This is a genomic window from Nocardia rhizosphaerihabitans, from assembly GCF_014646295.1.
Lineage (GTDB): Bacteria > Actinomycetota > Actinomycetes > Mycobacteriales > Mycobacteriaceae > Nocardia > Nocardia rhizosphaerihabitans.
This window is the reverse complement of sequence record NZ_BMNE01000002.1, coordinates 218,874-243,580: the sequence shown is the minus strand read 5'-3', so window position 1 is coordinate 243,580 and position 24,707 is coordinate 218,874. Positions and strand designations below refer to the sequence as shown.

Below are 24,707 nucleotides of genomic sequence, written 5' to 3'. Positions count from 1 at the left end.
GGCGCACGCCGCGAAATTGTCGGTACGTCGGCTTAGGCTGACGCGCATGGGCGACTTCGAGGTGACCAGGCGCACAACCATTGCCGCCGAACCCGCACGCATCCACGGCTTCATCGACAACTTCCGCCAGTGGCGACTGTGGTCGCCGTGGGAGGATGCCGATCCGCAGCTCGCACGCACCTACACCGGGCCCGAATCCGGCGTCGGCGCACGCTACACCTGGCGCGGCAACCGCAAGGCCGGTGCGGGCGCGATGGAGATCAAGGCCGACGCCGAGCGCGAGATCGGCATCGAGCTGGCCTTCGAGAAGCCGTTCAAGGCCACCAACTTCGTCACCTTCGGCCTCACCCCCACCACGGGCGGCACCGAGGTGACCTGGAAGATGACCGGAACGCATTCGGGCCTGATGGGCGTGCTCGGCAAGGTGTTCCCGATCGACAACCTGATCGGCAAGGACTTCGACAAGGGCCTGGCCCGCCTCAAGACGATCGCCGAATCCGCCTAGTACAGCCGCCGAGGCCAGGCGTACCTCCGCATTCGCTCCGGCCGTGCGCTGCGCGCCGGTGCCCCACTAGGCTTCGACCCATGGCTACAGCAGCGGAATGGATCGAGGGCGCCCGGCCGCGGACGCTGCCCAACGCGATCGCGCCGGTACTCGCGGGTACCGGTGCCGCCGCATCGATCGGCGGGGCCGTCTGGTGGAAAGCGATACTGGCGCTGCTGGTTTCGCTGGCACTGATCGTCGGGGTGAACTACGCCAACGACTACTCCGACGGCATCCGCGGCACCGACGACGTGCGGGTCGGCCCGCTGCGGCTGGTCGGCTCGAAGCTGGCCTCCCCCACGGCCGTCCGCAATGCCGCCGTGCTGAGCCTGGCGATCGGCGCGGTCGCCGGGCTAGTGCTGGCCGTGACGACGGCGTGGTGGCTGGTGCTCATCGGCGCGCTGTGCCTGGCGGGCGCCTGGTTCTATACCGGCGGCAGCAAGCCCTACGGCTACAGCGGTTTCGGTGAGATCGCGGTGTTCGTGTTCTTCGGTCTGGTCGCGGTGCTCGGCACCCAGTACGTGCAGGCACTGCGGGTCGACTGGGTCGGGCTGCTGCTGGCGATCGGGGTCGGCGCGTTCTCCAGCGCGGTGCTGGTGGCCAACAACCTGCGTGACATCCCCACCGACACCGAAGCCGGGAAGGTCACCCTCGCGGTGAAACTCGGCGACGCACGCACCCGCACCCTGCATCTTGTGCTGCTCGCGGCGCCGTTCGTGATCAGCCTCGCGCTGATCGCCCGCACGCCGTTGGCGCTGGCCGGACTGCTGGCGTTGCCGCTGGCGATCCGGGCCAACACCCCCGTGCGCACGGGCAAGGGCGGGCTGGAACTGATTCCCGCCCTGCGTGATTCCGGGCTGGCGCTGCTGGCCTGGTCGGCGCTGAGCGCGCTGGCCGTCGGGCTCGCTTAGTCGCCGTCCGGCAATTCAGCGGAGCCCGAAGCAGCCGCCTGCTAGTCGCCGTCGGGCACCAGGATGCCGAGCACCCAGTTGACCAGCGTGATGATCACACCACCCCACAGGGCGGCCCAGAAGCCGTCGACGCGCAGGCCGTAGTCGGTGATCTCGGTGATCTTGGCGGTGAGCCACAGCATCGCCGCGTTCACCAGCAACAGGAACAGACCGAGCGTGAGGATCACGAACGGCAGCGACAGAAGTTTCACGATCGGCTTGATCACGGCGTTGACGCCCGTGAACACGAGGGCGACGATGAGCAGGACCAGGGCCTTGCCCCAGTTCCCCCACTCGGACGACCACTCTGGCGGCACGTAGATATCGATTTTGTCGATCCACGCGGCCGCCGCCCAAATGGCAATGGCGTTGATGACCAACCGTATTGCTAGCTGCATACACGCAATGCTAGGCCCGAAAACGGACAATGCGGCGGGACTGACACACACCCGACACGGAATTCACGCTGCTTGGTCGAGCATCCCGTAGATGTCGGTGCGCAGTGCGGAGACTCCGTCGCGGCCGCCGAGCAGGTCCGTGGTGGCGGGGTCGGCGGCACGCAGGATCCCCAGCAGCAGGTAGGCCGTGGAGATCTCGCGCTCCTTGCGATGGATCGCCTCGCGCAGGGCGAGTTCGAGCGTCTTCTTGGCCGTGCCGGTGAACGGGATGTGCCCCGAGCCGAGCAGCCGGCCGAACACACCGCGCTTGGCCTCCGGTTCGGCCCGGCCCCAGGCGTCAGGGCCGAAGTTCTCGGCGATGCTGGCCTGCACCGCGTCCAGGTCGATGCCGATCGAACGCAGAGCCTCGGCGTCGTCGGCGCCCAGCGGCGTCACGCTCGCGCGTTCGGCGAGGGCGGTGCGCACACCGTCGGCGGTGACGCCGCGCGCGTCGAGCACCGTCCGCAAGCCGGGTTCGGCGTTGGACACCACGCCGAGCAGCACGTGCTCCGGCCCGATCTGCTTGGCGCCCAGCTCCTTGGCGTCGTCCTGGGCGCTGACCACCGCCACCCTGGCCTGTCGCGTGAATTTCTCGAACATCAGCGGGTTCCGCCCTTCCGATTGTGCTTCTGATGCACCGCTTGCTTGCTCACCTCGAGCGCTTCGGCAATCGCCTGCCACGACCAGCCGTTGGCCCTGGCATTGGCCACCTGGATGGATTCGAGCCGGTCGGCCAGCCTGCGCAGGGCGAGCACCGCGCGCAGTCCGACCGCCGGATCGGGATTACCCGCCGCCGAGGCGAGCGTTGTTGCATCGGTCATGGCGTCAATTTTGATTGACGAATCGTGGGTTGTCAACAAAAATTGACGACGCGGCTCAGCCCAATCGGTAGACGAGTTTGGCGAACTGGCCCAGACGTTCGACATCGACCAGCCGCAGCCGATCGGACAGGATCCGCCGCGGCAGCAGGGGCGCGCCGCCACCGAGCGTCACCGGCGCGATGCCGACGATCACCTCGTCGAGCAGACCGGCGTCGGCGAACTGTCCGGCGAGGTCGCCGCCGCCGATGATCCAGATGCCGCGGCCTGCTGCCGCGGCGGTCATCTGCTCGTGCACGGGCCTCACCTCGCCCGCGACGAAGCGCACATTCGCGCCGGGCAGCACGGGCAGCTCCCGGTGGGTGAAGACCCAGGTCGGAAGGTCACCGTAGTTGTCGTGCCAGGTCTCGGGTGGATTGTTGTTCGCCATCCACTCGTAGGTCGTCGACCCCAGACACAGAGCGCCGATGCCGCGCAGGAATTCGCCGACATCGCCTGTAGCGGTGTCGGCATCGGCGACGGCCATCAGCCAGTCCAGCGAATTGTCGGGGTCGGCGATGTAGCCGTCGAGGCTGGTAGCGGTGTAATAGCGGGTCGTCATGGACACCGATCCTGACAGTGAAACCTGACATCCTCGGTCAGGTTTCACTGGTCAACCGTGCCAGCGACCCGTCGCGGCGAACTCGGTGAGGACGGCGGTCGGGCCGATGAGGTCGAGACTCTGGCCCTCGACCCAGGCATCGTCGAAATAGGTGCCCGCGTACCGGTCGCCGCCGTCGCACAGCAGGGTGACGACGCTGCCGCTGCGACCCTGGCCCAGCATTTCGGACACCAGATGGAAAGCGCCCCACAGGTTGGTGCCGGTCGAGCCGCCGACGCGACGGCCGAGCACGGTGCTGGCGTGACGCGCGGTGGCGACCGAGGCCGCGTCCGGCACCATGATCATCCGGTCGACCACCTGCCCGACGAAGGACGGCTCGACCCGCGGACGGCCGATTCCCTCGATCCGCGACGGCATTCCGGTCTCGTAGCCCGCGTCACCGGTCTCGTAACCGCCGAAGAACGCCGAGTGCTCAGGGTCGACGACGGCCAGGCGCGTCGAGTGCCTGCGGTAGCGGATGTAGCGGCCGATCGTGGCGCTGGTGCCCCCGGTACCCGCGCCGACCACGATCCACTCCGGCACCGGGTGGGCCTCCAGCGTCAGCTGCTCGAAGATGGATTCGGCGATGTTGTTGTTGCCGCGCCAGTCGGTGGCGCGCTCGGCATGGGTGAACTGGTCCATGAAATGCCCGCCGGTCTCGGCGGCGAGGCGCTTGGCCTCGGTGTACATCTCCGGGGCGCGCTCGACGAAATGGCAACGGCCGCCCTGTGCTTCGATCAGCGCGACCTTCTGCGGCGAGGTGCCAGCCGGCATCACCGCGACGAAATCCAGGCCGAGCAGCTTCGCGAAATAGGCCTCGCTCACCGCCGTCGATCCCGACGACGCCTCGACCACCGTCGTGCCCTCGGTGACCCAGCCGTTGCAGATCGCGTACAGGAACAGCGACCGTGCCAGCCGATGCTTGAGGCTGCCGGTGATGTGGGTGGACTCGTCCTTGAGGTAGAGCTGCACCGGCCAGTCGGCGGGCAGCGGATACCGCAGCAGGTGGGTGTCGGCGGAACGCTGGGAGTCGGCGTCGATCAGTCGGACGGCATTGTCGACCCAGTCACGCGGGGCGCTGCGGTCGAGGTATTTCACGCAGCCGACCCGTCGTCGTCACCCCGCAACCGGGCCCGCAGCTGCGCCTTGTCCTGGCGGCGGCGCGCGTCGACGATGGCGATGTCCTCGTTGACCTTCGTGCGCAGCTTCTTGAACAGAGTCAGCGACAGCGGCATCGCGACGATCAGCGCGAACAGCGCCGCGACGATGATCGGCACCTCGACGCCGATGAGCTTGGCGACGCCGACGATCACCGCGGCGATCACCACGACGAGCCCGAGGCGGGCCAGCGTGTAGAGGGCTAGATTGCGGACCAGCCGCTTTCCCGCGCCAGAGCCTTGCTGACCAGTTGCTTCACTCACGACAACAGCCTAACCCCGCCGCGGCCTGGGCCGATGCGGCCCCGTTCGCGGCTTTTGTCTATTACTTCCCCTTTACCAAAAGTAGGTGGTTCGACTACGTGGGGGTCGCAGTGCGACGATGGCGCCATCTGATGAGGGAACTGTCGAGAACGGAGAGGTTAGCTATGACTGCGATCACCGTCGGCGGCCAGGACACTCTGCTGACACCAGGCCAAGTGGCCGCAATGTTCCACGTAGACCCCAAGACCGTCACCCGGTGGGCTCATGCGGGCAGGCTCGGTTCGCTGCGCACGCCGGGCGGACATCGCCGATTCCGCGAGTCCGAGGTTCTGCAGTTGCTCAAATCGCTCACCACCGAGGCAGCACCCCGCTGACCCGACCGGCCGACGCGAGTCCTCTGGCGGGCTCGCGTTTGCCGGAAATTTCCCTTCCGTTGCGGATGTGCACACGGCGCGTACACGGCTACCCTCGATAGCAGGAGGTGAGCGACGTGACGTACCTGTTGGCCCTCATCGCAATCGCGGCCGTCGCGGTGTTGTGCTGGAAGGCGTTCGGACCACAGAAGCCCGGCCCATCTCCGCGCAGACCGATCCTCGGCCCCGACGACGATCCGGAATTCCTCTGGCGCCTCGGCAAGCAGCACCGCGACGACTCCGGCCCGTCCGAGCCGTAGCGCTCGCGCGCGTGAGCTTACCCACATACCCCCGATTGCACCGCGAAAGACCCGGGTAGATAACGTATTCCGGTGATCGATGTGCAGCAGAGTTCCATTCCGACCACTTGGCGCGCGGCCGACGGCAGCGCCGTGACGTTCACCGAGGCCAGGTCGGCGTGGACCCGCGCGGCGCACGAGGTGCTCGCCGACACCGCGACCAGGTTCAACAACTTCATCGTCAACACCGAGTTGGCCGAGCTGGTCCAGGAGGAATCCGGGATCCGCACACAGGTGAAGTGGCAGCACTGGCTGCCGGTCGTACTGGACAAGGTCGCCGAGCACTGTCACAAGAACAACGAGCCGCCGCTGAGCGCGCTGTGCGTGCGCAAGAACCAGACGGTGGGCACCGGCTACCGCTACATCCTCGAACTCGCGGGCCTGCCCATCCCCGACGACCTGGAAATGCACGCCGCCGCCGCCCGCTGGCAGTGCTACCAGCACTACGCCACCGACCTCCCCGCCGACGGCGGCCTCCCCACCCTTCCCCCCAAGGTCGCGGCCCTGCGCCAGCAGACCTCCCAGGACCTCGCCACCGCCGAAGCAGCCGAAGCCGCAACCAAGCCCAAGCGCACCGCAGCCTCGACGCGCAGCGTCACCGTCCCGAAGCCGGAACCGGTCCGCAAGCCCGTCTGCCTCAACTGCCACGTCGAACTCCCGGCCAACAAGATCTGCTACTACTGCTGATCCCGATCACCGACGAAGGCCCGGACGCTCCCCGAGCGCCGGGCTTTGTCGTTCCCGCTCAGCGACCGATCCAGTCTCGATCTCGGCCGTACGGACGACGAAACGGATCTGATCGGTGGTCGACTCCGCCCATCGGAGATCTACTGCGGTGCGGCTGCCTTCGAGGTGCTCGCTGATGACTACATCGAGGGGACACGGGATCGGGTAGGGCGAGGACGGGGTCGGGTAGTCGTCAACCGATGCGAAGAAGATCGGCAGTTTGTCGATCACGGAATGCACGGCACCTTCCGCATCGGTGAACTGGACTTCGATGCTCCGCCGATGGTGTCGTCGTCATCGACCCACCGAACGGCCGTCCCCCACAGTGTTGGCACCCGGGGATTCTCCCATCAGCTGCCGCGGGGTGCCGTGAAACTCTGCGTACGGAAAGTCAGTTCAGACCGGCGTAGCTGTGCAGACCGCTGATCACCATGTTGATGATGAAGAGGTTGAAGAGCATGGCTACGAAGCCGGCGATGTTGATCCAGGCGGCCTTGGTGTCGCGCCAACCCGAGGTGGCTCGGGCGTGCAAATACGCCGCGTAGAGGACCCAGGCGATGAAGGAGCAGGTTTCCTTGGGGTCCCAGCCCCAGAAGCGGCCCCAGGCGGCTTCGGCCCAGATGGCGCCGAGGATGACGCCTGCGCCGAAGAGGGGGAAGCCGATGATGGTGGTTTTGTAGGCGAGCTGGTCGAGGGTGCGGGCGTCGGGGAGGCGGCGGGCGATGGTGCCGAGGATGTTGTTCGACTCTTCGCCCGCGGGCTGGCGCATGCGGTACAGGTACAGCAGGCTGGCCACGCCCGAGACCAGGAAGACGCCGCTGCCGATGCTGACGATGGTGACGTGGATGGGCAGCCAGAACGAGCGCAGCGCGGGGACGACGGGCGCGGCGTCGGCGTAGAGGACCGTGCCCGCCAGGAACATCAGGATCAGCACCGGGACCAGCAGGAACACCCACATGGACCGGTAGCGCTGATCGCGCAGGAAGTACAGGCCGATCACCACGGCGGCCGCGGTGGCCATCGTCGTGAACTCGTACATGTTGCCCAGCGGGAAACGGTGGGTGGCGAACCCGCGCAGCACGATCGAGCCGACGTGCAGCACGGCGCCGACCAGCAGTACCGCGAACGCCATGTTGCCGAGACGTTCGGCGGTCGGCTTCGCAACCGGCGTCTCGATGCGGCCGGGCAGCGACGGGTCGGCGGGCGCGCCCGCGGTGACCAGTTCGCGCGCGGCGACCTGCTTGGCCCGCGCCGAGGCGTACTGCACTAGCAGCAGCACCGTCGCCAGGGCATAGACCGCCATGGCCGACATGAAGGCGAAGTCGCTGTAGCGCGACAGCGTTTCGTCGATCGGCATCAGTTCTCCGTTTCCGCGTCCAGTACCCGCGCGCGCAGCCGGTCGAATTCGCCGCCCCAGCCCGCCTGATCGCTTCTGGCCAGACCGCCCATCTCTACTACGGTCCGTCGTTGATCCACGGTACCTGCCGCGGCCTCGGCGGGGTACGACCGGATCCAGATCCGGCGGCGTTTCACCAGCAGCGACACCAGCAGTCCGGCCATCATCGTCAGCGCGCTCACCAGCACCCACTGCTGGGCCGGGTCATGCGAGACCTGCAGGTTCACGAACTCCTGCGCGCCGTCGAAGGTGACCTTCGCGCCGCTGGGCAGCGTGGTCGACTCGCCCGGACGCAGGTTGACCCGCGCTTCCTTGGTGAGCCGGCCCTGCTTGATCATCTCCGGATCCAGCGAGAACAGCGACTGCGAGCGGCCGGTGTCGAGGCCGGTGTTGCCGCGATAGATGTCGACCGCAACGGCCGGATCGTCCATCGTCGGGAACGACGAGGTGAGCAGGCTGCCGTGGAACATCGCCGTCGGCGCGAACAGGCCCTCGATGGCGATCTGGTTCTGGCGCCGCTCCTCGTCGGTGGCGTACATGCCGCCGGGCGGGTCGATCCGCAGCACACCGCTGGACAGGAACGTCTGGGCGTCGTCGGGCCGCCACTGGATCGTCTCGGTGCGGGTCTGCCCGTTCGGGAAGGTGACGGTGAACGTCGGCGCGAACCCGTGGCCCTGCAGGTAGACGCGGTCACCGGCGACGCGCAGCGGATGGTTCACCCGCAGCTCGGTGCTGCGCCAGGTGTCGGTGCTCAGGTCCTGACCCGCCTGGTACTCGACGTTCGAGCGGAACATCTCGGCCTGGCCGGTGGGCAGGTAGTCGGCCTTGAAGTCCTTCACCTTGATGCACAGCGGCGTCATGCCGGTGCCGTCGTTGGTGTTGCCCGCGCGGAAGGAGTCGAACACCGCGGGCGAGGTGGTGCAGAAGCCGGGGCCGTTGTTGGCGATCACGATGACATTGCCCTCGTAGCCGAACAGCTTGCCCAGCGCGATCGCGACCAGCAGTCCCACCAGCGACAGGTGGAACACCAGGTTGCCGAACTCGCGCAGGTAGCCCTTCTCCGCGGACAGCGTCACCTCGCCGTCGCGCTTGCCCGGCCGCACCTCGACGCGCCAGCCGCGCAGCTGCCCGCGCGCTTGCTCGACGACTTCCTCGGCGTCGCGATCGACGGTCTCGCTGAAGTGGTGCGGCAGCCTGCCGAGATTGCGCGGCGCGGCGACCGGCGGGGTGCGCAGCGCCTTGTAGTGGTCCCAGCAGCGCGGCAGGATGCAGCCGACCAGCGAGATGAACAGCAGCACGTAGATGGCGGTGAACCAGAAGCTGCCGAACACGTCGAACAGCTCGAACCGGTCCATCCACGGGCCGAGAGTCGGGCGGTCGGCGATGTACTGGTCGACCTTCTGCGCGTTCAGGCTGCGCTGCGGCAGCAGGGCGCCCGGGATGGCCGCCAGCGCCAGCAGGAACAGCAGCACCAGGGCGGTGCGCATGCTGGTGAGGCCGCGCCAGGTATTGCGGACCAGGGCCCAGGCACGGCCGGGCAGGGACTGCCGGACGGGCGGGGTGGGGGTGATCGGAGTAGTCAGTGTGTCAGTCATCAGATCGGGAGAGTCACCTCGGAGACGAACCCGTCACGCACCCAGCCGACGAACTGATCCCATGCCCCCGTGACCAGCGCGACGCCGACGGCGACGAGCAGAACACCCCCGATTACCTGAATGGTGCGCGAATTGCGCCGCAGCCAGCCGACCCCGCGCAACGCACCGGCCGAGCCGAACGCCAGCACGACGAACGGCAGCCCGAGCCCGAGACAGTACGCCACGATCAGTACGACACCGCGCGCCGCGGTCGTACCCTCGGTGCCCGCGGACACCGCCATCACGCCCGACAGCGTCGGGCCCAGACACGGCGTCCAGCCCAGCGCGAACACCCCGCCCAGCAGGGGCGCGCCGACGATGCTGGTGAACCTGCGCGGCTCCATCCTGGTGTCCCGCTGCAGCGCGGGCACCAGGCCGATGAACACCAGACCCATCAGGATCGTCACCACACCGCCGATGCGCTGCAGCAGCTCCCGATTGACGTTGAGGGTCTGGATCACGCCGAACACGGTGGCCGTGGCCAACACGAACACCACCGTGAACCCGGCGACGAACAGTCCGGCGGCACCGGCGACGCGCATCTTCGCGCTGCGGCGCTGCGCGGTCAGGACACCGGCCTGCGCGGCCGTGGCCGGTGGCGCCTCGGCGCCGACCAGCCCGGCCAGATACGACAGGTACCCCGGCACCAACGGCACGACACACGGTGAAGCGAACGACACCAGGCCCGCGAGCAGACAGGCACCCAGCGCCAACAGCAACGGACCCGATGCCGCCGTCTGCTGGAAGGAATCCCCGACTGCGGCGAGCACCATCACTCGGTGCTGTCCTCGTCACGCTGCTCGTCGCGGGGCAACGACAGGGTGCGCTCGGTCTCGGCCGGCTCGGCCGGACCGAAATCGAACAGGCCCGCACCGGCCACGCTGCGCGGGACGGTCGCGATGCCCGCCCAGCGATCGTCGACGGTCCACCCCGCTCCCATGCGGCGGGCACCCTGGCGGGGGCGACACGCGGTCAGATTTCCGGGACGACGACGGCTCACTGCTTCTCCTCGGCGGCGATGCGCTCGACCACGGGCTGCAGATCTTCTGCCAATAGCGAGCGAAGGAAGACCGCGGCGACCCGGTGCTGACGATCCAGGATCAACGTGGTCGGAATGACACTGGTGGGAAAGTTTCCGCCGAGGGCGAGCAAGGTTCGCATCGACGGGTCGTAGATGGACGGGTATTCGATCTTGTTGTCCACTACGAAGTCCTGGGCTTTGTCGCGCTGGTGGTCGCGGACGTTGATTCCCAGGAACGCGACGCCCTTGTCTTTGGTCGCCGCGTAGACCTTTTCGAGTGCGGGCGACTCGGCGCGGCACGGGCCACACCACTGTCCCCACAGATTGACGACCACGATCTGGTTCGGGAAATCCTCGACCGAAACGGTCTTTCCCTCGTTCATCAGATCGGGCCCCGAGAGCTTGCCGATCGTGCCGCGCGAGGCGGGCGGATCGTAATAGATATCGGTTTTACCACCGGGCGAGACGAATTCGAAGGTGCCACCACCGGTGGCCACCGCATCGGTACCTGTCGAACAGCCCGCGGCCGCGACGATCACCAGCAACGCGGACAGGACGGCAGTGACCGCCCGCAGCGGATGGCTGCGGACGGAGACCGACGTGGTGGAGCGTGTCATGCGCCGTGAACCGAAGGGTCGGAGGCGCCCGCTGGTTCGGAGTACACGATGTCGACCAGGGTATCGCCGTGGTAGACCAGCGAGGTCAGCGAGGCGAGCGAGCACTGGCGGTTGCGCGGGTCGTGCCAGAGCCGCTGGCCCTGCAGGAACCGGCGCAGCGTCCACACGGGCAGCTGATGCGAGACCAGCACCACCTCGTGACCGGCGCCCTCGACACGGGCCTTGTTGACCGCGGCCAGCATGCGATGCGCGATCTGCAGGTACGGCTCGCCCCACGACGGGGTGAACGGGTCGCGCAGCTTCCACCAGTGCCGCGGCTTGCGCAGCGCGCCGTCGCCGACGGACACGCGCAGGCCCTCGAAGGTGTTGCCCGCTTCGATCAGGTTCTCGTCGGTGCGCACGATGACGTCGTGGGCGGCGGCGATCGGGGCCGCGGTTTCCTGGGCGCGCTGCAGCGGGGAGGCGATCACCAGGGAGATGTCGTGGTCGGCCAGCGAGCGGGCAACCGCGGCGGCCTGCGAGCGGCCCGCCACCGAGAGGCTGAAACCGGGCAGGCGGCCGTAGAGGATGCCGTTCGGGTTGTGCACCTCGCCGTGGCGGAGCACATGCACGATGGTTTCGACGGTCGACGGGTCGTCGTCGAGGCCGGGCGGCGCGGCGGCGGGCGCGGGATGCGGCGCCTCGTCACCGTCGACCGGGGTGGTGAATTCTGCGTCGGGCTGGTCGGAGCTCACGCTGGGGATCCTTCGGGGGTTGCGGCCGCGGCCGCGAGGGCGGCGGCGGGCAGAGCGGCGGCGATACGGTCGAACGCGTCCTCGTCGAGCGCCGCGGAGACGAACCAGGCCTCGAACGCGCTCGGCGGCGCGTACACGCCCGCGTCGAGCAGGGCATGGAAGAAGGCTGGGTAACGCCAGGTCTGGCTCGCCTTGGCGGCGGCATAGTCGGTCACCGGGCGGTCGGCGAAGAACACGCTCACCATATTGCCTGCGAACTGGACCTGATGCTCGACACCGGCCTCTGTCAGGGCTTTCGCGAACAGCGAGCCGAGCCGATCGGCGTTGCGGTCCAGCGCCACGTACACCTCCGCGTCGGCAGCGCGCAGCGTAGCCAGGCCCGCCGCGACGGCGACGGGGTTACCGGAGAGGGTGCCCGCCTGATAGACCGGGCCCAGCGGGGCGAGGTTGTTCATGATGTCGGCGCGACCGCCGAACGCGGCGGCGGGCAGGCCACCGCTCATCACCTTGCCGAAGGTGTAGAGGTCACCGGCGACGCCCTCGCGCCCGTACCAACCCGACGCGCTGACCCGGAAACCGGTCATCACTTCGTCCATGATCAGCAGCGCGCCGTTGTCGTGGGCGAGCCTGCGCAGGCCCTCGTTGAAACCGGGCAGCGGCGCGACCGCGCCCATGTTGCCCGCGGCGGCCTCGGTGATGACGCACGCGATCTGGCCGGGGTTGGCCTCGAACGCGGCGGCGACGGCGGCGAGGTCGTTGTAGGGCAGCACGATGGTGTCGGCGGCCTGCGCGCCGGTGACACCGGGCGAGGTGGGCAGGCCCAGCGTCGCGACGCCGGAGCCCGCGTCGGCCAGCAGCGCGTCGACGTGGCCGTGGTAGCAGCCGGAGAACTTGATGATCTTGGTCCGGCCGGTGAAGCCGCGGGCCAGCCGCACGGCGCTCATCGTGGCCTCGGTGCCGGAGTTGACCAGGCGCACGCGGTCGACCGGTTCGACCCGCGCGGCGATCGCCTCGGCCAGTTCGATCTCGGCCTCGGTCGGCGCGCCGAACGACAGTCCGCCCGTCGCGGCCCGCTGCACCGCTTCGACGACCGCGGGGTGCGCGTGGCCGAGGATCATCGGGCCCCACGAACAGACCAGATCGACGTAGGAATTGCCGTCGGCATCGATCAGGGTGCAGCCGTTGGCCGAGGCGATGAACCGCGGCGTTCCGCCGACCGAATTGAACGCACGGACCGGGGAATTGACACCACCCGGGATCACCGAAGCAGCCCGCTCGAAGAGCTGGGCGGAAACCGGCACCGATGACCTGGTCGCGTGCGGAGAAGAACTCACGGATTCCAGTCTCTCAGCTCGCCTCGGCGCGCCGGACGACAGGGTGGAGCACAGTGACCCAGACCGCAGCGACCCACCGACGACACGCCCGACACGCCGCCCCCCTGGCGCCGATGATTTCGATCTAGGCACGTTGGCCTGCGGCTACGCTGCGGGCTGCTCAGGCACTGAGCGGTGGGAACTCAGCTCATAGCGGAAGGGTATTTCATGCGTTTCGGCGTCACCAGCACTGCCCTCGGGACCGGGTTCGTCGCGGCCGCCGTGGTCTTCGGCGCGGGCTCGGCCACCGCCTTCGCGCCGCAGGCCCAGCCGGATCGGATCGGCGCCCACCTCAGCCACTCCGAGACCGTCGCCCTCGGCGCCGGTCCGATTCCGGCGCTGATCGCGATGCTCGTGCCGGCCAACCGGATCGGCGCGGGCCTGCACGGCGACACGAATCTGCACCGCGACGCCGACGGCGGCATCCGCGCCACCCTGCGTCAGGTGGTGACGGAGGCGGCGAGCCATCCCGACGGCACCGTCACCGTGTACCTGAACGCGCCGGGGACCCGCGGCGGCCGCGTCGTCGACGTCTACCAGCACTGGAATTAGGTGTACATGCAGGGAACCTCGGCCGAGATCGTGTGCAGCTGGCACATGATGCCGTTGTAGATACCGCTCGAGCCGGTCTCCGGGGCGAAGCCACCGGCGGCCGGCTCGGCAACCATGGGGGTCAGGGGCAGGCCGGCGGCCTGGGCGGGTGCCGCCGCCAGGGCGATCGCCGCCACGGCCGCGGCCGCGGTACAGAATCCTGCGGTGAGCTTGGTCATCGGTGTTCCTCCGTGCACTGCCCGCTGCGCGAGCATCGAGATCCGCGCCGAACCCCAACGCGCACATCGAAATTCGGCCTCGCTCAGTGCATCGTTTCGGTAACGCGCGGCGCTACATATCCGGTCACGATCCTGGCGACGGCATCGATGACGAGGACACCGGCCAGGATCACCAGCCCGGTGGCCAGGATCAGCAGCGGTGGCACGTAGCGGACGGCCTCGAACGCGGGATGATCGTCGGCGGTGACGTATTCGGTCGTGCGCCGGGCATGGCTCCAGCTGTACGCCGCGCCGGCCAGGCAGAGCACGGCCAGGCCGAGCTCGAACAGCGCGGCGGCGATCCAGCGTCTCATCCTTGCGATCCTGCCAGGGCAGAGCTCAATGCGGTGCGCAGGCCGGTGTGGTCGATCGCCCACGCCTGCACGATCCGGCCGTCGACCAGGCGTAATCCGATGCCGCGGCGACGGCGCGGGACGCCGCTGAGCGCGCCGAGCGGGCTGCCCTGCGCGGCATCGTCGTCCTCGACGGGGAGCACGGCCGCGACGTCGTCCAGCGACAGCGATTCGACGCCCTGATGCAGCGTGGAGTCGGTCAGCTCGACCCGGCCATGGGTGCGTCCCGCCATCACCTGCACGACGGTGAAACCGCCGATGGCGACGGCGCAGAAACCCAGGGCGAACCAGTGCAGGGTGCTGCCCGTGAGCCACTCCACGAGCAGGATGACAGCGCAGAGCAGCGGACCGTAGGCGACCGCGCGCCATCGCGCGCCGGGCTCGGAGAACAACACCATGGGGGTACTGCGACGAAGGATCAGCTGACCAGGCTCGGCAACAGGATGAGAGCGATGGTGACGACCGCGAGCAGAACCATCAATCCGATGACCAACAGATCGCGCCGCAGGCTGTGTGGCTGCTCGATCACCACGCGCATCATTGCCTCCGCTCCGCCGGTTCCCTACCGGCTATGTCACAGGGAGTACCCCAAATCACTGTGACCATGCTCACCATACACTGCGGCGAGTCGGCGCCCCGGGTCGGCGGGGGTCTACTTCGTGTTCACCGACGGTTCAGCTGGAAGTACTTGGTGGAGTCCGGCCGGTAACTCAGATACGCGGCGCCGACCGCGAGGACGCCCTGCACGATCGCGGTGCCACCGGCGATCATCGTGGCTACCGAGGTGTCGCCGGTGAAGGCGAACATCGTGGCGACCGCGCCGAGGCCGAGCCAGACCGCGACGACCGTGAGCACCGTGCGCGCCCACGACTTGCCGCGGGCGAGCTGCTGGGCGATCAGCACCGTGACCCCGGCCAGCACGAGTCCGACGATCGCGGTCAGCACGAACGCGGCCAGCACCATCACGTCGACGGTCGAGGCCGGGAAGTTCGGGTCCGACTTGTGCATCTCGTCGAGGAACTGCTTGCTCAGCTCGTCGCGCTGCCCGGTCATGGTGGCGATCCCGGCGCCGGTGTACACGACACCGAGCCCGGACACGGCCCACCACAGCTGACGTGCGGTGCCGACGTCTTCGGGCATCGGGCGGATTTCGGGTTTGTGCGGTGGAACGATCACGACAGCCAGTGTGCAGCCTCGGTCGCCCAGTAGGTGAGCACGATGTCCGCGCCCGCCCGCCGGATGCCGATCAGCGACTCCAGGATCGCGGCCCTGCGATCGATCCAGCCGCGCTCGGCGGCGGCGGTGATCATCGCGTATTCGCCGGATATCTGGTACGCGGCCACCGGCACCGTCGAGCGGTCGGCGACGTCGCGCAGAATGTCGAGGTAGGACATCGCCGGCTTCACCATCACGATGTCGGCGCCCTCGGCGAGGTCGAGATCGAGTTCGCGCAGCGATTCGCGGCGGTTGGCCGGGTCCTGCTGGTAGGTGCGGCGATCGCCTTCCAGCGACGAGCCGACGGCCTCGCGGAACGGACCGTAGAAGGCGGAGGCGTACTTGGCCGCGTAGGCCAGGATGGCGGTGTCGGTGCGCCCGACCGCGTCCAGCCCGCGCCGGATCGCGCCGACCTGGCCGTCCATCATGCCGCTGGTGCCGAGCAGATCGGCGCCAGCCTCGGCCTGGGCCAGCGCCATCTCCACGTAGCGGTGCAGGGTGGCGTCGTTGTCGACCGCGCCGTCGGTGCCGATGACACCGCAGTGGCCGTGATCGGTGAACTCGTCCAGGCAGGTGTCGGCCATGACGACGGTCGAGTCGCCGACCTCCTCGGACAGCGCGCGCAGGCCGCGGTTGAGGATGCCGTTGGGGTCGCTGGCCTGGCTGCCGGTGGCGTCCTTGTCCTCGGGCCGGGGCACACCGAACAGCATCAGGCCGCCGACACCGGCGGTCACCGCTTCGACGGACGCCTTGCGCAGCGAGTCGAGCGAGTGCTGGTACACGCCGGGCATCGAGCTGATCTCGCGCGGTTCGTCGAGCCCGTCGGCGACGAACATCGGCAGCACCAGCTGACGCGGCTCCAGCGTGGTTTCGGCGACGAGCCGACGCAAAGCGGGAGTCCTGCGCAACCGCCGCGGGCGGTCGAAAGCGGTCATAGACCGCAGAATACGCCTGCGCGCGCGGCCTCGCGTCGGCGCCTACGCAGCCTCGCCCGCGCGGGCCACCTCGCCCAAGATCGACTCGAACGTGGCAAACACCGGGAGCGGACCGGCCGAGCTCCACGTCTGGTTGGTGAGCAGGATGCCGGTCACCGCACCGTCGTTGGACCAGGTGGAGCCGAGGCCGCCGGACCAACCGTACGAGCCGGCGCGCGGACCGTCCGCCAGGTCGCTGAGCTGGACACCGACCCCGTAGCCCCAGCCCGCGCTGCCGTCCGGGTTCGGGCCGCCGCGGGCGAGCTGTTCGGCGGTGAGGTGGTTGCGCGTCATCGCTGCCACAGCCTCGCCGGACAGGATCCGGATGCCGTCGTGTTCGCCGCCGTCGCGCAACATCCGGGCGAACCGGTGATAGTCGGCGAGGGTGGAGACGAGTCCGTCGCCGCCGCCCTCGAACGCGGGCGGAGTACTCCACTGTCCGTCGGCCGGGTCGAAGACGATGCGGGCGCCGTCCCGGTCGGCGTAGTGCGGCCCGAAGCGGTCGAGTTTGCCCGCCGGGACGGAGAAGCCGGTGTCGACCATGCCGAGTGGGCCGAAGACGCGCTCGGCCAGGAACTCCGAGAGCGGCTTGCCCGCGGCCCTGGCGACCAGGAAGCCGAGGATCGGCGCACCGACGTGATAGAGCCAGCGCTCCCCCGGCTGGTACTGCAGCGGCAGCGTGCCGAGCCGTGCGAGCCAGGTGTCGGGGTTCGGCATCTCCGCGGGCGTCGGCGGACCCCAGCCCAGGCCGAGCTCGCTCCAGGCCGCGTCGAGCGGCTTGGGCGAGAAGTCGGCGAAGTCCATGCCCCAGCCGAGCCGGAAGGTGAGCAGGTCGTCGACGGTGATCGGCCGCCGGGCCGCGACGGTGTCGGTGATCTCGGCGGCCGGGTGCGCCAGCACGCGGCGGTCGGCGAGTTCGGGCAGCAGGCGATCGACCGGCTCGGCCGGGTCGAGCACGCCCTCGTCGATCAGGATCGAGGCCGCGACCGCGGTGACCGGTTTGGTCATCGAGGAGATGCGGAAGACGGTGTCGGCGCGCACGGGCACGGCGCGCGAGGAGTCGAGATGACCTGCCGTGCCCGTCGATACCTGGTCGCCGGTCGCTACGAGCCAGGCCAGGCCGAGCAGTTCATCGGCCTGGACATGGGCTTCGAGACGCTTGCCGATCTCGTCCACCGTCATCGTGTCTCCTCCCGTGACATCTGTGGCCCACTAGACCACAGCGGTCCGACAGCTGCCCGGCGACGAGCCGCGGTGAACCTGTGGATAACATCGAATCCCACTGGAGCTCAATGGCTTCCGCGCGAGATCGACGAAAGTTGTCGGACCCCCTCGCTACAATCGAAAGCGTGTTCGAGGGTTCCCGACGATCGGGGGCGGGACCCATTCGCGACGGGAGGACGCCATGAACGCCATTGCCGCAGCACCGAAGTCCACGTTCATCACCGCACCGTATGTGCCGCTGGAGAAGAAGCGCCTGCCCGCGGGCAGGCCGCGTCGCTGGTACGTGGCGCACAACCGCAGGCTCAAGGCCATGCGGTTGACGATCGCGCTCCTGGATTCCGGTGTGTACCTGCCGAATCAGGCCACCAACGAGACGATCCGGCGTACCGCCGACCAGATCGAACTACGCCCGCCGTCGGATGCCACCTGCCGGCTGGTGCGCACGCTGCTGCGCTACAGCCGATGACGCTGATACGCCGAAGGCCCGCCACAGTGGGCGGGCCTTCGGGCGGTCTCGGCAGACTAGCGGCTGCTGCTGCGGCGGCTCTTCTTCCGCGGCGGTGGCAGCAGGCCCTCGGCGCGCAGGCGCGACGCGTGCTCGGCCAGCGCCTCCACCAGCGGACCCACCTGCGCGGTCTCGGGCTGCACGTCGACTCGCAGACCGAACTCGATCGCGGTCTCGGCCGTCTTCGGGCCGATGCAGGCGACGATGGTGCGCGCGTGCGGCTTGCCCGCGATACCGACCAGGTTGCGGACCGTGGAGGACGAGGTGAACAGGACCGCGTCGAAACCGCCGGTCTTGATCATCTCGCGGGTCTCCGCCGGCGGCGGCGAGGCACGCACGGTGCGGTAGGCGGTGACGTCGTCGATCTCCCAGCCGCGCTCACGCAGGCCCTCGGCGAGGGTCTCGGTGGCGATGTCGGCGCGCGGCAGCAGCACCCGGTTGACCGGGTCGAACACGTCGTCGTAGGGCGGGAAGTCGGCGAGCAGGCCCTCGGAGGACTGTTCGCCGCTGGGCACCAGCTCGGGGTTGATGCCGAAGGAGCGCACCTTCTCGGCGGTGGCCTCGCCGACACAGGCGATCTTCACACCGGAGAACGCCCGCGCGTCCAGACCGAACTCGGCGAACTTCTCCCACACCGCGCGCACCGCGTTGGTGGAGGTGAACACCACCCACTGGTAGCGGCCGTCGACCAGGCCCTTCACCGCGCGCTCCATCTGCGCGGGGCTGCGCGGCGGCTCGACCGCGATGGTCGGCACCTCCATCGGGATGGCGCCGTGGGTCACCAGCCGCTCGCTCATCTCGCCGGCCTGGTCCTTGGTACGCGGTACAAGCACGGTCCAGCCGTAGAGGGCACGCGACTCCCACCACGACATCTTCGAGCGCTTGTCCACCTCCTTGCCGACCGTGACGACCAGCGGGCCGACCAGCTCGGAGGCGGCGTTGTTCAGGGTGGCCAGCGTCGCCTCGATGGTGCGCTGCTGGCGAGTGGTGCCACGCACGGTCACCGCGACCGGAGTCTGCGGAGCCAGGCCGTGTTCGACCAGCGCGCTCGCGGTCTCGGCCAGGTGCCCGGAGGTGGCGCTCAGCACCAGCGGTCCGGGGGCCGCGGCCAGCGCCGCCCAGTCGACCTCGCCGCGCACGTCCGCCTCGGTGTGCCCGGAACCGAGGGCGATACCCGCGTAGCTGGGCACCGCGGAGCCGTTCGGCAGGCCGGGCAGCACCTCGAACACCATGTGCGAGCGGGTGACGGCGTTGACCTCGTTGATCACCGAATCGGTGGTCAACGGATCACCGGCGACGACGCGCACCACATCGTGACCACCGCGGGCCTCGGCGATCAGCGTCTTGGCCACCTCGGCGGGCTCGCCGAGCGCCGGACGCACGTCGACCGGACGCACGCCGTCCTCGCCCGCCTCGACGGCGATGCCGATCAGCGCGAGCACGCCCTTGTCGACATCGGGGTCGGTGAACGCCAGCGTCGCCCGCTCGAGCACCTCACGGGCGCGCACGGTCAGCAGGGCCGGGTCGCCGGGGCCGGATCCGACGAAAAGGATCCGCCCTGGTTGCTTCTTGGTGCCTCGGCTGCTCATCGGTTGTTCTCCATCGGGCTGGAATTGGTGAAGTCTGGGGCGGGGGTGTTCACCGCCTGTGTGGGGGAACCGACCTCCGGTTCCGGCTCGTCCGCGACGCTCAGCAATGCGCGAGCGCCCAGATCCAGCAGATCGCGCGCGAGTGCGCGACCGAGCTCCTCGGCGTCGCGCGGCGCGCCGACGATCGAGGCGCGCAGGACGTCGGAGCCGTCGATCGCGGCGGCACAGGCCCGCAGCGACAGCTCCTCGAAGATGCGGCCGTCCTCGTCGATCGACTCGACGACCTCGGCGATGGCCCCGATCGGCGCGGTGCAGCCCGCCTCGAGCTCACCGAGCAGCGCACGCTCGGCCAGCACAGCGGCCCTGGTCGGCGCGTCGTCCAGGCCGGCGAGGATCTCGATCAGCTGCGGGTCGTCGCTGCGGCATTCCACCGCGAGGGCGCCCTGCGAGGGGGCGGGCAGCATCTGCACCGGCTCGAGCGATTCGGTGATCGCGTCGGTCCGCCCGATTCTGGACAGACCGGCGCGGGCGATGACGATCGCGTCGAGTTCGCCCTCGCTGACCTTGCGCAACCGGGAGTCGATGTTGCCGCGCAGCGGGACGATGTCGAGGCCGAGGCCAAGAGCGCGCAGCTGGGCGGCGCGCCGCGGCGCCGACGTGCCGACCTTGGCGCCGGCGGGCAGTTCACCGAGGACCAGTCCGTCGCGGGCGACCAGCGCGTCGCGCGGGTCCTCGCGGGGCGGGATGGCGGCGATGGTGAAGCGCGGGTCCTGCGCGGTGGGGAGATCCTTGTAGGAGTGCACCGCGATGTCGATGCTGCCCGCGGCGAGCTCGTCGCGCAGCGCCGAGGTGAACACGCCGACGCCGATCTTCTGGACCGGATCCGACGACAGATCACCGGGCGTCTTGATCACGACCAGTTCGGCGGGCTGACCCGCCGCGATCAGCGCATCACGGATGGTGCCCGCCTGTGTCAGCGCGAGCAGGCTGCCGCGCGTGCCGATCCGCCACGGCGCACTGCTGCTGCCTGCGGTCACGGTGTCCTCTTCCTGCACTGTCGTGATCATGAGTCCTGCCCATCGCCGAGGTGTCCTGCGGTGAAGTCGTCGGCCAGCGCGGACTCGCCCGCAGCGACCTCCATGGGAGCGGCAACCGCTTGCACCGCACCGGGTTTCAGTTCGAACAGCTCACGCAACGCCTCGGCGTAGCTGTCGCCACCCGGCGTCGATGCCAGCTGCTTGACGCGCACCGTCGGCGCGTGCAGCAGCTTGTCGACGACGCGGCGCACGGTGCGCGCCACCTCGTCGCGAGCCGGATCGGCCAAGTCGGGTAGCCGCGAATCCAGGCGGAGCAGTTCGGCTTCCACCACTTCGGCGGCGCGCTGACGCAGTGCGGCCACCGTCGGGGTGACCTCCGCCATGCGTTGCCCGGCAAGATATTTCGCGAGTTCGTCGGCGACGATCTGACGCGCGGCCGCGGTGTCGTCGGCCGCGGCGCCCGCGGCCGGATCGCGCTGCAGCGATTCGATGTCGATGACGGCGACGCCGGGCAGACCCGCCACGGCATGCTCCACATCGCGGGGCAGGCCGAGGTCGCAGAAGACCAGCGGACGTTCGGCGGCGTCGGTGCGGGCCCGGCCCGCGAGCGCGCGGTGGGTGTCGGCCAGTGTCACGACCGCACCGACCGCGCCGGTACAGGTGATGACGACGTCCGCGGCTGCCATCGCCTCGGTGAGAGACGACATCTCGACGGCCTCGGCGTCGACGCCGTGCATACTGCGACCGGTCTCGGCCAGGCGCTGCGCGCGATCGAGCGTGCGGTTCACGACGATGATCCGGCCGATCCCGGCCCGCGACAGATGCGCCACGGCCAGCCCGCCCATCGCACCGGCGCCGAGCACCACCGCGGTGCGGCCGGCCAGATCGCCGACGACGCCGCGCGCCCGGTCCAGCGCCACCGACACGACCGAGGCGCCTGCCCGGTCGATCCCGGTCTCCGAATGCACCCGCTTGCCGACCCGCAGTCCGTGCTGGGCCAGCTCGTGCAGGGTGCGCCCGACCGCCTGCTGCCCGTCGGCGCTGGCGTAGGCGCTGCGGATCTGGCTGAGCACCTGCTGCTCGCCGACGACCATCGAGTCCAGGCCGCTGGCGACCGCGAACAGGTGCTCGGCCGCGGCCTCGCTGTAGCGCACGTAGGCGTGCCTGGTCAGATCGCCCAGCGGCAGGCCGGAATGCTTGGTGAGCAGTTCGCTGACCTCGCCGAGCCCGCCGTGGAAGGCGTCGACCACGGCGTAGACCTCGACGCGGTTGCAGGTGGAGACGATCATCGCCTCGGACACATGGCTCGACTCGAGCAGCCGGTCGATCAGCTTCGGGCGGTCGGCCTCACTGATGGCGACCTTCTCGAGCACCGAGACCGGCGCACTCCGATGAGAAATTCCGACGAGCAGGATGCTCATGGCGTGATCACCGATCCCTTGGTGCTTGGCTCCGTTGCCGAATGCGGGGTGGCCGAGTGCGGCGCGGTGCGTCGCTGCGGCCTGCCGCGCGCCGGTTCGACCGGCGCGGGGTGCGTGAGGGCGGGATGGTTCTGCGTCGGCACCCGGCGCGCGATCCGGCCGGACCCGGCCTGCGCCACCTCGGGCAGGGCGGGCGCGTCGTTGCGGGCGGCGTCGAAGGAGAGCATCTGCAACTCCATCGCCAGGTCGACGCGGCGAACCTCCACATGGGCGGGCGCGCGCAGGGCACACGGGGCAAAGCTCAAGATCGACGGGAGCCCGGCGGCGACGAGCCGGTCGCACACGTCCTGGGCGGCCTCGTCCGGCACGGCGAGTACCGCGATGGTCGGCGCGAGCGCCGGAATCTGCTCGGTGAGCTGCTCGACATCGCGCACGACGAGACCGGCGTACGCCTGGCCGATCACCGCGGGGTCGTTGTCGAAGATCCCGACCACGGTGAAGCCGCGTACCCCGAAACCGCCGTAGCCGACCAGGGCGCGGCCCAGATTGCCCGCACCGATCAGCACCACCCGATGTCCCTGCGACAGACCGAGCACATCTTCGATCCTGGTGCGCAACTTGGCTACGTCATAGCCGACACCCCGCACGCCGTTGGGTCCGAGGAAGGAAAGATCCTTGCGCAGCTTGGCCGAATTGACACCCGCCGCGACAGCAAGTTCCTCACTCGATACGATGGCTACACCCTCGTCGGCCAAGCCGGCGAGAACCCGGAGATAAGTAGCAAGACGAGTCACCGTGGCCTGGGGGATATCCCTCTGAAGAGCCTTGCCGGAGACGCCACCTGGCGTCTCATGCTGCTCTGTCACGTCGTCGGCTCCTCGTTCCGGGCCTGATCGCGGTCCGGTTCCTCTGTTCGTTCACCGGTGTGGGTCGCTACGTCGCGTGAGAGCGACCGGTGCCATGGGGGGCGGTACAAACCCGGCCACCGCCGCTGCTGGGGGCGGCGGTGCGGATTGCGTGCCACCACCGTAACCGCTTGTGCAGGCGTTCACAAAGTCGGTGAAATTGGCCTCATTTTCCGCCGCGACCAGCGAAACGGTTCAAGTCGGCCCGCAAACGTGGCTCGTCGACGTCGAAATAGCTGTGTTCACGGCCGTCCAACAGGACCACGGGCAGCCGATCGCCGTATTCGGCACGCAGTCCGGGGTCGCTGACCGCGGCTTCGTCGACGTCTACGGTGTGCACCGGGAGACCGAAATCACCACAGATCGCCTCCAATTGCGCCAGTGCGATGCTGCACAGGCCGCAACCGGCGCGCGTCAACAGGGTCACGGTGGGTGTGGGATTAGTCATGAGCTCTATTTAATCCCCGAGCCCGCCGCGGGTTGTCGGTGAATCCGGTTACTGTGGACATGGTTCGCGCGACTAGCGGAGGGTACTGGTGCCGGAACGTTCGAAGGTGGCTAGGGCCGGATTCGTCGCAGGGCGATTCGGGGAGTTCCCTGCGCGGTGGCAGCCAAGCCGCCTCGGCCAGGAACTGCAGGAACAGTTCGCACGGCTGCCACGCAGCCCGTTCGGGCCGAGCGAGGAGGAGCTGCGCGCCAACCTGGCCGGTGAGGCCAGCGCCGACGCCGCGCTCACCCTGCACGATGCCGAACTCGCCGAACAGGGCGACGACACGGGCCCCGAGGTACCGCGCGATCTGACGGCGGCGGCGTTCTTCGACGTCGACAACACCCTGGTGCAGGGCGCCTCGATCGTGCACTTCGCCCGCGGGCTGGCCGCGCGCAAGTACTTCAAGACCTCCGACCTGGTCGACGTCGCCTGGAAGCAGGTGAAGTTCCGGGTCACCGGCAAGGAGAACTCCTCCGACATGGCCTCGGGCCGGGAGAAGGCGCTCAGCTTCATCGCGGGCCGCTCGACCGCCGAACTCGCCGCGCTCGGCGAGGAGATCTACGACGAGATCATCGCCGACAAGATCTGGCCCGGCACCCGCGCGCTCGCCCAGATGCACCTCGACGCCGGCCAGCAGGTCTGGCTGGTGACCGCGACGCCGGTGGAACTGGCCAACGTCATCGCCAAGCGGCTGGGCCTGACCGGCGCCCTCGGCACGGTCGCCGAGAGCGTCGACGGCAAGTTCACCGGCCGGCTGGTCGGTGACATCCTGCACGGCCTCGGCAAGGCGCACGCGGTGCGCACCCTGGCCATCCGCGAGGGCCTCAACCTCAAGCGCTGCACGGCCTACTCCGACAGCCACAACGACGTGCCCATGTTGTCGCTGGTCGGCACCGCGGTCGCGATCAACCCCGACTCGGATCTGCGCGAGGTCGCCAAGAACCGCGGCTGGGAGATCCGCGACTTCCGCACCGGCCGCAAGGCCGCCAAGATCGGCGTCCCCACCGCGCTCGCACTGGGTGCGGCAGGCGGCGCCGTCGCGGCGGCGATCACCCGCAAGCGGGCGGGCTAGCCCGCCTCCCCGCGAACTTTGCGTGCCGTCCGGGAGCTCGACGGCTGGCCGTCGGTCTTGCGTGATGAGGGCGGCGGCTTGGAGGTGGTC

32 protein-coding genes are annotated in these 24,707 nt (G+C 69.1%); 8 read left to right on the top strand and 24 right to left on the bottom strand.

The window, feature by feature from the left end:
• Positions 1-46 precede the first annotated feature (46 nt).
• A complete protein-coding gene (locus tag IEY60_RS07720; RefSeq protein ID WP_189025553.1) occupies positions 47-505 on the top strand; it encodes an SRPBCC family protein in 459 nt (152 codons plus the stop codon).
• Positions 506-585: 80 nt separating this feature from the next.
• Positions 586-1,455, top strand: coding sequence for a 1,4-dihydroxy-2-naphthoate polyprenyltransferase (locus tag IEY60_RS07715; protein ID WP_189025551.1), 870 nt, complete (start codon positions 586-588; stop codon positions 1,453-1,455).
• Between the two features lie 41 nt (positions 1,456-1,496).
• Here the strand turns inward: IEY60_RS07715 and IEY60_RS07710 are convergent, their stop codons facing one another.
• From IEY60_RS07710 to IEY60_RS07685, 6 genes are all read right to left on the bottom strand, one after another.
• Positions 1,497-1,892 (bottom strand): phage holin family protein, encoded by a 396-nt coding sequence (locus tag IEY60_RS07710; RefSeq protein ID WP_189025549.1) that lies wholly within the window; start codon positions 1,890-1,892, stop codon positions 1,497-1,499.
• Positions 1,893-1,955: 63 nt separating this feature from the next.
• A complete protein-coding gene (locus IEY60_RS07705; protein ID WP_189025547.1) occupies positions 1,956-2,531 on the bottom strand; it encodes a Clp protease N-terminal domain-containing protein in 576 nt (191 codons plus the stop codon).
• Complete coding sequence (locus IEY60_RS07700) at positions 2,531-2,752, bottom strand: helix-turn-helix domain-containing protein (RefSeq protein WP_189025545.1); 222 nt, start codon at positions 2,750-2,752, stop codon at positions 2,531-2,533. The genes IEY60_RS07705 and IEY60_RS07700 overlap by 1 nt, the downstream gene beginning before the upstream one ends.
• A gap of 55 nt (positions 2,753-2,807) precedes the next feature.
• The gene (locus IEY60_RS07695) at positions 2,808-3,350 is read right to left on the bottom strand and encodes a dihydrofolate reductase family protein (protein ID WP_189025543.1); all 543 of its coding nucleotides are present in this window, start codon (positions 3,348-3,350) and stop codon (positions 2,808-2,810) included.
• Between the two features lie 51 nt (positions 3,351-3,401).
• Entirely contained in the window at positions 3,402-4,487 is a 1,086-nt protein-coding gene (cds1, locus tag IEY60_RS07690) for an L-cysteine desulfhydrase Cds1 (protein WP_189025541.1), read from the bottom strand.
• Positions 4,484-4,810: a DUF4229 domain-containing protein gene (locus tag IEY60_RS07685; RefSeq protein ID WP_189025539.1), complete on the bottom strand. Its 327-nt coding sequence runs from the start codon at positions 4,808-4,810 to the stop codon at positions 4,484-4,486. Before IEY60_RS07685 ends, cds1 begins: the two co-directional genes overlap by 4 nt.
• Before the next feature lie 164 nt (positions 4,811-4,974).
• Here IEY60_RS07685 and IEY60_RS07680 point away from each other — a divergent pair, with 164 nt between their 5' ends.
• The 3 genes from IEY60_RS07680 (at position 4,975) to IEY60_RS07670 (ending at position 6,209) form a co-directional block, all read left to right on the top strand.
• On the top strand, positions 4,975-5,184 hold the full coding sequence (locus IEY60_RS07680; RefSeq protein WP_019049435.1) for a BldC family transcriptional regulator: 210 nt from the start codon (positions 4,975-4,977) through the stop codon (positions 5,182-5,184).
• Positions 5,185-5,300: 116 nt separating this feature from the next.
• Positions 5,301-5,483, top strand: a complete 183-nt coding sequence (locus IEY60_RS07675; RefSeq protein WP_189025537.1) for a hypothetical protein — start codon at positions 5,301-5,303, stop codon at positions 5,481-5,483.
• A 72-nt stretch (positions 5,484-5,555) separates the two neighbouring features.
• Positions 5,556-6,209, top strand: coding sequence for a hypothetical protein (locus IEY60_RS07670; protein ID WP_229739641.1), 654 nt, complete (start codon positions 5,556-5,558; stop codon positions 6,207-6,209).
• Between the two features lie 430 nt (positions 6,210-6,639).
• Here IEY60_RS07670 and ccsB read toward each other — a convergent pair whose 3' ends face one another.
• The 7 genes from ccsB to hemL all read right to left on the bottom strand — a co-directional run bounded on the left by ccsB (position 6,640) and on the right by hemL (position 12,984).
• Complete coding sequence (ccsB, locus tag IEY60_RS07665) at positions 6,640-7,605, bottom strand: c-type cytochrome biogenesis protein CcsB (protein ID WP_189025535.1); 966 nt, start codon at positions 7,603-7,605, stop codon at positions 6,640-6,642.
• The gene (gene resB, locus IEY60_RS07660) at positions 7,605-9,239 is read right to left on the bottom strand and encodes a cytochrome c biogenesis protein ResB (protein ID WP_189025533.1); all 1,635 of its coding nucleotides are present in this window, start codon (positions 9,237-9,239) and stop codon (positions 7,605-7,607) included. The genes ccsB and resB overlap by 1 nt, the downstream gene beginning before the upstream one ends.
• The gene (locus IEY60_RS07655) at positions 9,239-10,051 is read right to left on the bottom strand and encodes a cytochrome c biogenesis CcdA family protein (RefSeq protein ID WP_189025531.1); all 813 of its coding nucleotides are present in this window, start codon (positions 10,049-10,051) and stop codon (positions 9,239-9,241) included. The genes resB and IEY60_RS07655 overlap by 1 nt, the downstream gene beginning before the upstream one ends.
• Positions 10,051-10,218, bottom strand: a complete 168-nt coding sequence (locus IEY60_RS07650; protein WP_019049443.1) for a hypothetical protein — start codon at positions 10,216-10,218, stop codon at positions 10,051-10,053. Before IEY60_RS07650 ends, IEY60_RS07655 begins: the two co-directional genes overlap by 1 nt.
• A 56-nt stretch (positions 10,219-10,274) precedes the next feature.
• On the bottom strand, positions 10,275-10,916 hold the full coding sequence (locus tag IEY60_RS07645; RefSeq protein ID WP_189025530.1) for a TlpA disulfide reductase family protein: 642 nt from the start codon (positions 10,914-10,916) through the stop codon (positions 10,275-10,277).
• Positions 10,913-11,530 (bottom strand): histidine phosphatase family protein, encoded by a 618-nt coding sequence (locus tag IEY60_RS07640; protein WP_189027364.1) that lies wholly within the window; start codon positions 11,528-11,530, stop codon positions 10,913-10,915. Before IEY60_RS07640 ends, IEY60_RS07645 begins: the two co-directional genes overlap by 4 nt.
• 116 nt (positions 11,531-11,646) lie before the next feature.
• Positions 11,647-12,984, bottom strand: a complete 1,338-nt coding sequence (gene hemL, locus IEY60_RS07635; RefSeq protein ID WP_189025528.1) for a glutamate-1-semialdehyde 2,1-aminomutase — start codon at positions 12,982-12,984, stop codon at positions 11,647-11,649.
• Between the two features lie 207 nt (positions 12,985-13,191).
• Between hemL and IEY60_RS07630 the strand changes: the two genes are divergently transcribed.
• A complete protein-coding gene (locus IEY60_RS07630; RefSeq protein ID WP_189025526.1) occupies positions 13,192-13,575 on the top strand; it encodes a hypothetical protein in 384 nt (127 codons plus the stop codon).
• On the opposite strand, the gene IEY60_RS07625 is transcribed toward IEY60_RS07630, so the two are convergent.
• The 6 genes from IEY60_RS07625 to IEY60_RS07600 all read right to left on the bottom strand — a co-directional run bounded on the left by IEY60_RS07625 (position 13,572) and on the right by IEY60_RS07600 (position 17,556).
• Complete coding sequence (locus tag IEY60_RS07625) at positions 13,572-13,793, bottom strand: hypothetical protein (RefSeq protein WP_189025524.1); 222 nt, start codon at positions 13,791-13,793, stop codon at positions 13,572-13,574. The genes IEY60_RS07630 and IEY60_RS07625 overlap by 4 nt on opposite strands.
• A gap of 83 nt (positions 13,794-13,876) precedes the next feature.
• Complete coding sequence (locus IEY60_RS07620; protein ID WP_189025522.1) at positions 13,877-14,146, bottom strand: hypothetical protein; 270 nt, start codon at positions 14,144-14,146, stop codon at positions 13,877-13,879.
• Positions 14,143-14,583: a transport-regulating membrane protein Mce1N gene (mce1N, locus tag IEY60_RS07615; protein ID WP_189025520.1), complete on the bottom strand. Its 441-nt coding sequence runs from the start codon at positions 14,581-14,583 to the stop codon at positions 14,143-14,145. The genes IEY60_RS07620 and mce1N overlap by 4 nt, the downstream gene beginning before the upstream one ends.
• A gap of 265 nt (positions 14,584-14,848) precedes the next feature.
• Positions 14,849-15,361, bottom strand: a complete 513-nt coding sequence (locus IEY60_RS07610; protein WP_229739640.1) for a hypothetical protein — start codon at positions 15,359-15,361, stop codon at positions 14,849-14,851.
• A complete protein-coding gene (hemB, locus tag IEY60_RS07605; RefSeq protein ID WP_189025518.1) occupies positions 15,358-16,335 on the bottom strand; it encodes a porphobilinogen synthase in 978 nt (325 codons plus the stop codon). Before hemB ends, IEY60_RS07610 begins: the two co-directional genes overlap by 4 nt.
• Before the next feature lie 42 nt (positions 16,336-16,377).
• Entirely contained in the window at positions 16,378-17,556 is a 1,179-nt protein-coding gene (locus IEY60_RS07600; RefSeq protein WP_189025516.1) for a serine hydrolase domain-containing protein, read from the bottom strand.
• 223 nt (positions 17,557-17,779) lie between these two features.
• Between IEY60_RS07600 and IEY60_RS07595 the strand changes: the two genes are divergently transcribed.
• Complete coding sequence (locus IEY60_RS07595; RefSeq protein ID WP_189025514.1) at positions 17,780-18,064, top strand: hypothetical protein; 285 nt, start codon at positions 17,780-17,782, stop codon at positions 18,062-18,064.
• 56 nt (positions 18,065-18,120) lie between these two features.
• Here IEY60_RS07595 and IEY60_RS07590 read toward each other — a convergent pair whose 3' ends face one another.
• The 5 genes from IEY60_RS07590 to IEY60_RS07570 all read right to left on the bottom strand — a co-directional run bounded on the left by IEY60_RS07590 (position 18,121) and on the right by IEY60_RS07570 (position 23,503).
• Complete coding sequence (locus IEY60_RS07590; protein WP_189025512.1) at positions 18,121-19,692, bottom strand: bifunctional uroporphyrinogen-III C-methyltransferase/uroporphyrinogen-III synthase; 1,572 nt, start codon at positions 19,690-19,692, stop codon at positions 18,121-18,123.
• Positions 19,689-20,759 (bottom strand): hydroxymethylbilane synthase, encoded by a 1,071-nt coding sequence (gene hemC, locus IEY60_RS07585; protein ID WP_189025510.1) that lies wholly within the window; start codon positions 20,757-20,759, stop codon positions 19,689-19,691. The genes IEY60_RS07590 and hemC overlap by 4 nt, the downstream gene beginning before the upstream one ends.
• Positions 20,756-22,150, bottom strand: coding sequence for a glutamyl-tRNA reductase (locus tag IEY60_RS07580; RefSeq protein WP_189025507.1), 1,395 nt, complete (start codon positions 22,148-22,150; stop codon positions 20,756-20,758). Before IEY60_RS07580 ends, hemC begins: the two co-directional genes overlap by 4 nt.
• The gene (locus IEY60_RS07575; protein ID WP_189025505.1) at positions 22,147-23,016 is read right to left on the bottom strand and encodes a redox-sensing transcriptional repressor Rex; all 870 of its coding nucleotides are present in this window, start codon (positions 23,014-23,016) and stop codon (positions 22,147-22,149) included. The genes IEY60_RS07580 and IEY60_RS07575 overlap by 4 nt, the downstream gene beginning before the upstream one ends.
• 205 nt (positions 23,017-23,221) lie before the next feature.
• The gene (locus IEY60_RS07570; RefSeq protein ID WP_189025503.1) at positions 23,222-23,503 is read right to left on the bottom strand and encodes a glutaredoxin family protein; all 282 of its coding nucleotides are present in this window, start codon (positions 23,501-23,503) and stop codon (positions 23,222-23,224) included.
• A gap of 184 nt (positions 23,504-23,687) precedes the next feature.
• On the opposite strand from IEY60_RS07570, the gene IEY60_RS07565 reads away from it, so the two are divergent.
• Entirely contained in the window at positions 23,688-24,617 is a 930-nt protein-coding gene (locus IEY60_RS07565) for an HAD family hydrolase (protein WP_229739748.1), read from the top strand.
• The last annotated feature ends 90 nt before the right edge of the window (positions 24,618-24,707 follow it).

What these genes read in the sequence shown, in the direction of transcription:
- IEY60_RS07720 (WP_189025553.1), top strand. Translation starts at nt 47, where the DNA reads ATGGGCGACTTCGAGGTGACCAGGCGCACAACCATTGCCGCCGAACCC.
- IEY60_RS07715 (WP_189025551.1), top strand. Translation starts at nt 586, where the DNA reads ATGGCTACAGCAGCGGAATGGATCGAGGGCGCCCGGCCGCGGACGCTG.
- IEY60_RS07710 (WP_189025549.1), bottom strand. Translation starts at nt 1,892, where the DNA reads ATGCAGCTAGCAATACGGTTGGTCATCAACGCCATTGCCATTTGGGCG.
- IEY60_RS07705 (WP_189025547.1), bottom strand. Translation starts at nt 2,531, where the DNA reads ATGTTCGAGAAATTCACGCGACAGGCCAGGGTGGCGGTGGTCAGCGCC.
- IEY60_RS07700 (WP_189025545.1), bottom strand. Translation starts at nt 2,752, where the DNA reads ATGACCGATGCAACAACGCTCGCCTCGGCGGCGGGTAATCCCGATCCG.
- IEY60_RS07695 (WP_189025543.1), bottom strand. Translation starts at nt 3,350, where the DNA reads ATGACGACCCGCTATTACACCGCTACCAGCCTCGACGGCTACATCGCC.
- IEY60_RS07680 (WP_019049435.1), top strand. Translation starts at nt 4,975, where the DNA reads ATGACTGCGATCACCGTCGGCGGCCAGGACACTCTGCTGACACCAGGC.
- ccsB (WP_189025535.1), bottom strand. Translation starts at nt 7,605, where the DNA reads ATGCCGATCGACGAAACGCTGTCGCGCTACAGCGACTTCGCCTTCATG.
- resB (WP_189025533.1), bottom strand. Translation starts at nt 9,239, where the DNA reads ATGACTGACACACTGACTACTCCGATCACCCCCACCCCGCCCGTCCGG.
- IEY60_RS07655 (WP_189025531.1), bottom strand. Translation starts at nt 10,051, where the DNA reads ATGGTGCTCGCCGCAGTCGGGGATTCCTTCCAGCAGACGGCGGCATCG.
- IEY60_RS07650 (WP_019049443.1), bottom strand. Translation starts at nt 10,218, where the DNA reads ATGGGAGCGGGGTGGACCGTCGACGATCGCTGGGCGGGCATCGCGACC.
- IEY60_RS07645 (WP_189025530.1), bottom strand. Translation starts at nt 10,916, where the DNA reads ATGACACGCTCCACCACGTCGGTCTCCGTCCGCAGCCATCCGCTGCGG.
- IEY60_RS07630 (WP_189025526.1), top strand. Translation starts at nt 13,192, where the DNA reads ATGCGTTTCGGCGTCACCAGCACTGCCCTCGGGACCGGGTTCGTCGCG.
- IEY60_RS07625 (WP_189025524.1), bottom strand. Translation starts at nt 13,793, where the DNA reads ATGACCAAGCTCACCGCAGGATTCTGTACCGCGGCCGCGGCCGTGGCG.
- IEY60_RS07620 (WP_189025522.1), bottom strand. Translation starts at nt 14,146, where the DNA reads ATGAGACGCTGGATCGCCGCCGCGCTGTTCGAGCTCGGCCTGGCCGTG.
- mce1N (WP_189025520.1), bottom strand. Translation starts at nt 14,583, where the DNA reads ATGGTGTTGTTCTCCGAGCCCGGCGCGCGATGGCGCGCGGTCGCCTAC.
- hemB (WP_189025518.1), bottom strand. Translation starts at nt 16,335, where the DNA reads ATGACCGCTTTCGACCGCCCGCGGCGGTTGCGCAGGACTCCCGCTTTG.
- IEY60_RS07600 (WP_189025516.1), bottom strand. Translation starts at nt 17,556, where the DNA reads ATGACGGTGGACGAGATCGGCAAGCGTCTCGAAGCCCATGTCCAGGCC.
- IEY60_RS07595 (WP_189025514.1), top strand. Translation starts at nt 17,780, where the DNA reads ATGAACGCCATTGCCGCAGCACCGAAGTCCACGTTCATCACCGCACCG.
- IEY60_RS07590 (WP_189025512.1), bottom strand. Translation starts at nt 19,692, where the DNA reads ATGAGCAGCCGAGGCACCAAGAAGCAACCAGGGCGGATCCTTTTCGTC.
- hemC (WP_189025510.1), bottom strand. Translation starts at nt 20,759, where the DNA reads ATGATCACGACAGTGCAGGAAGAGGACACCGTGACCGCAGGCAGCAGC.
- IEY60_RS07580 (WP_189025507.1), bottom strand. Translation starts at nt 22,150, where the DNA reads ATGAGCATCCTGCTCGTCGGAATTTCTCATCGGAGTGCGCCGGTCTCG.
- IEY60_RS07570 (WP_189025503.1), bottom strand. Translation starts at nt 23,503, where the DNA reads ATGACTAATCCCACACCCACCGTGACCCTGTTGACGCGCGCCGGTTGC.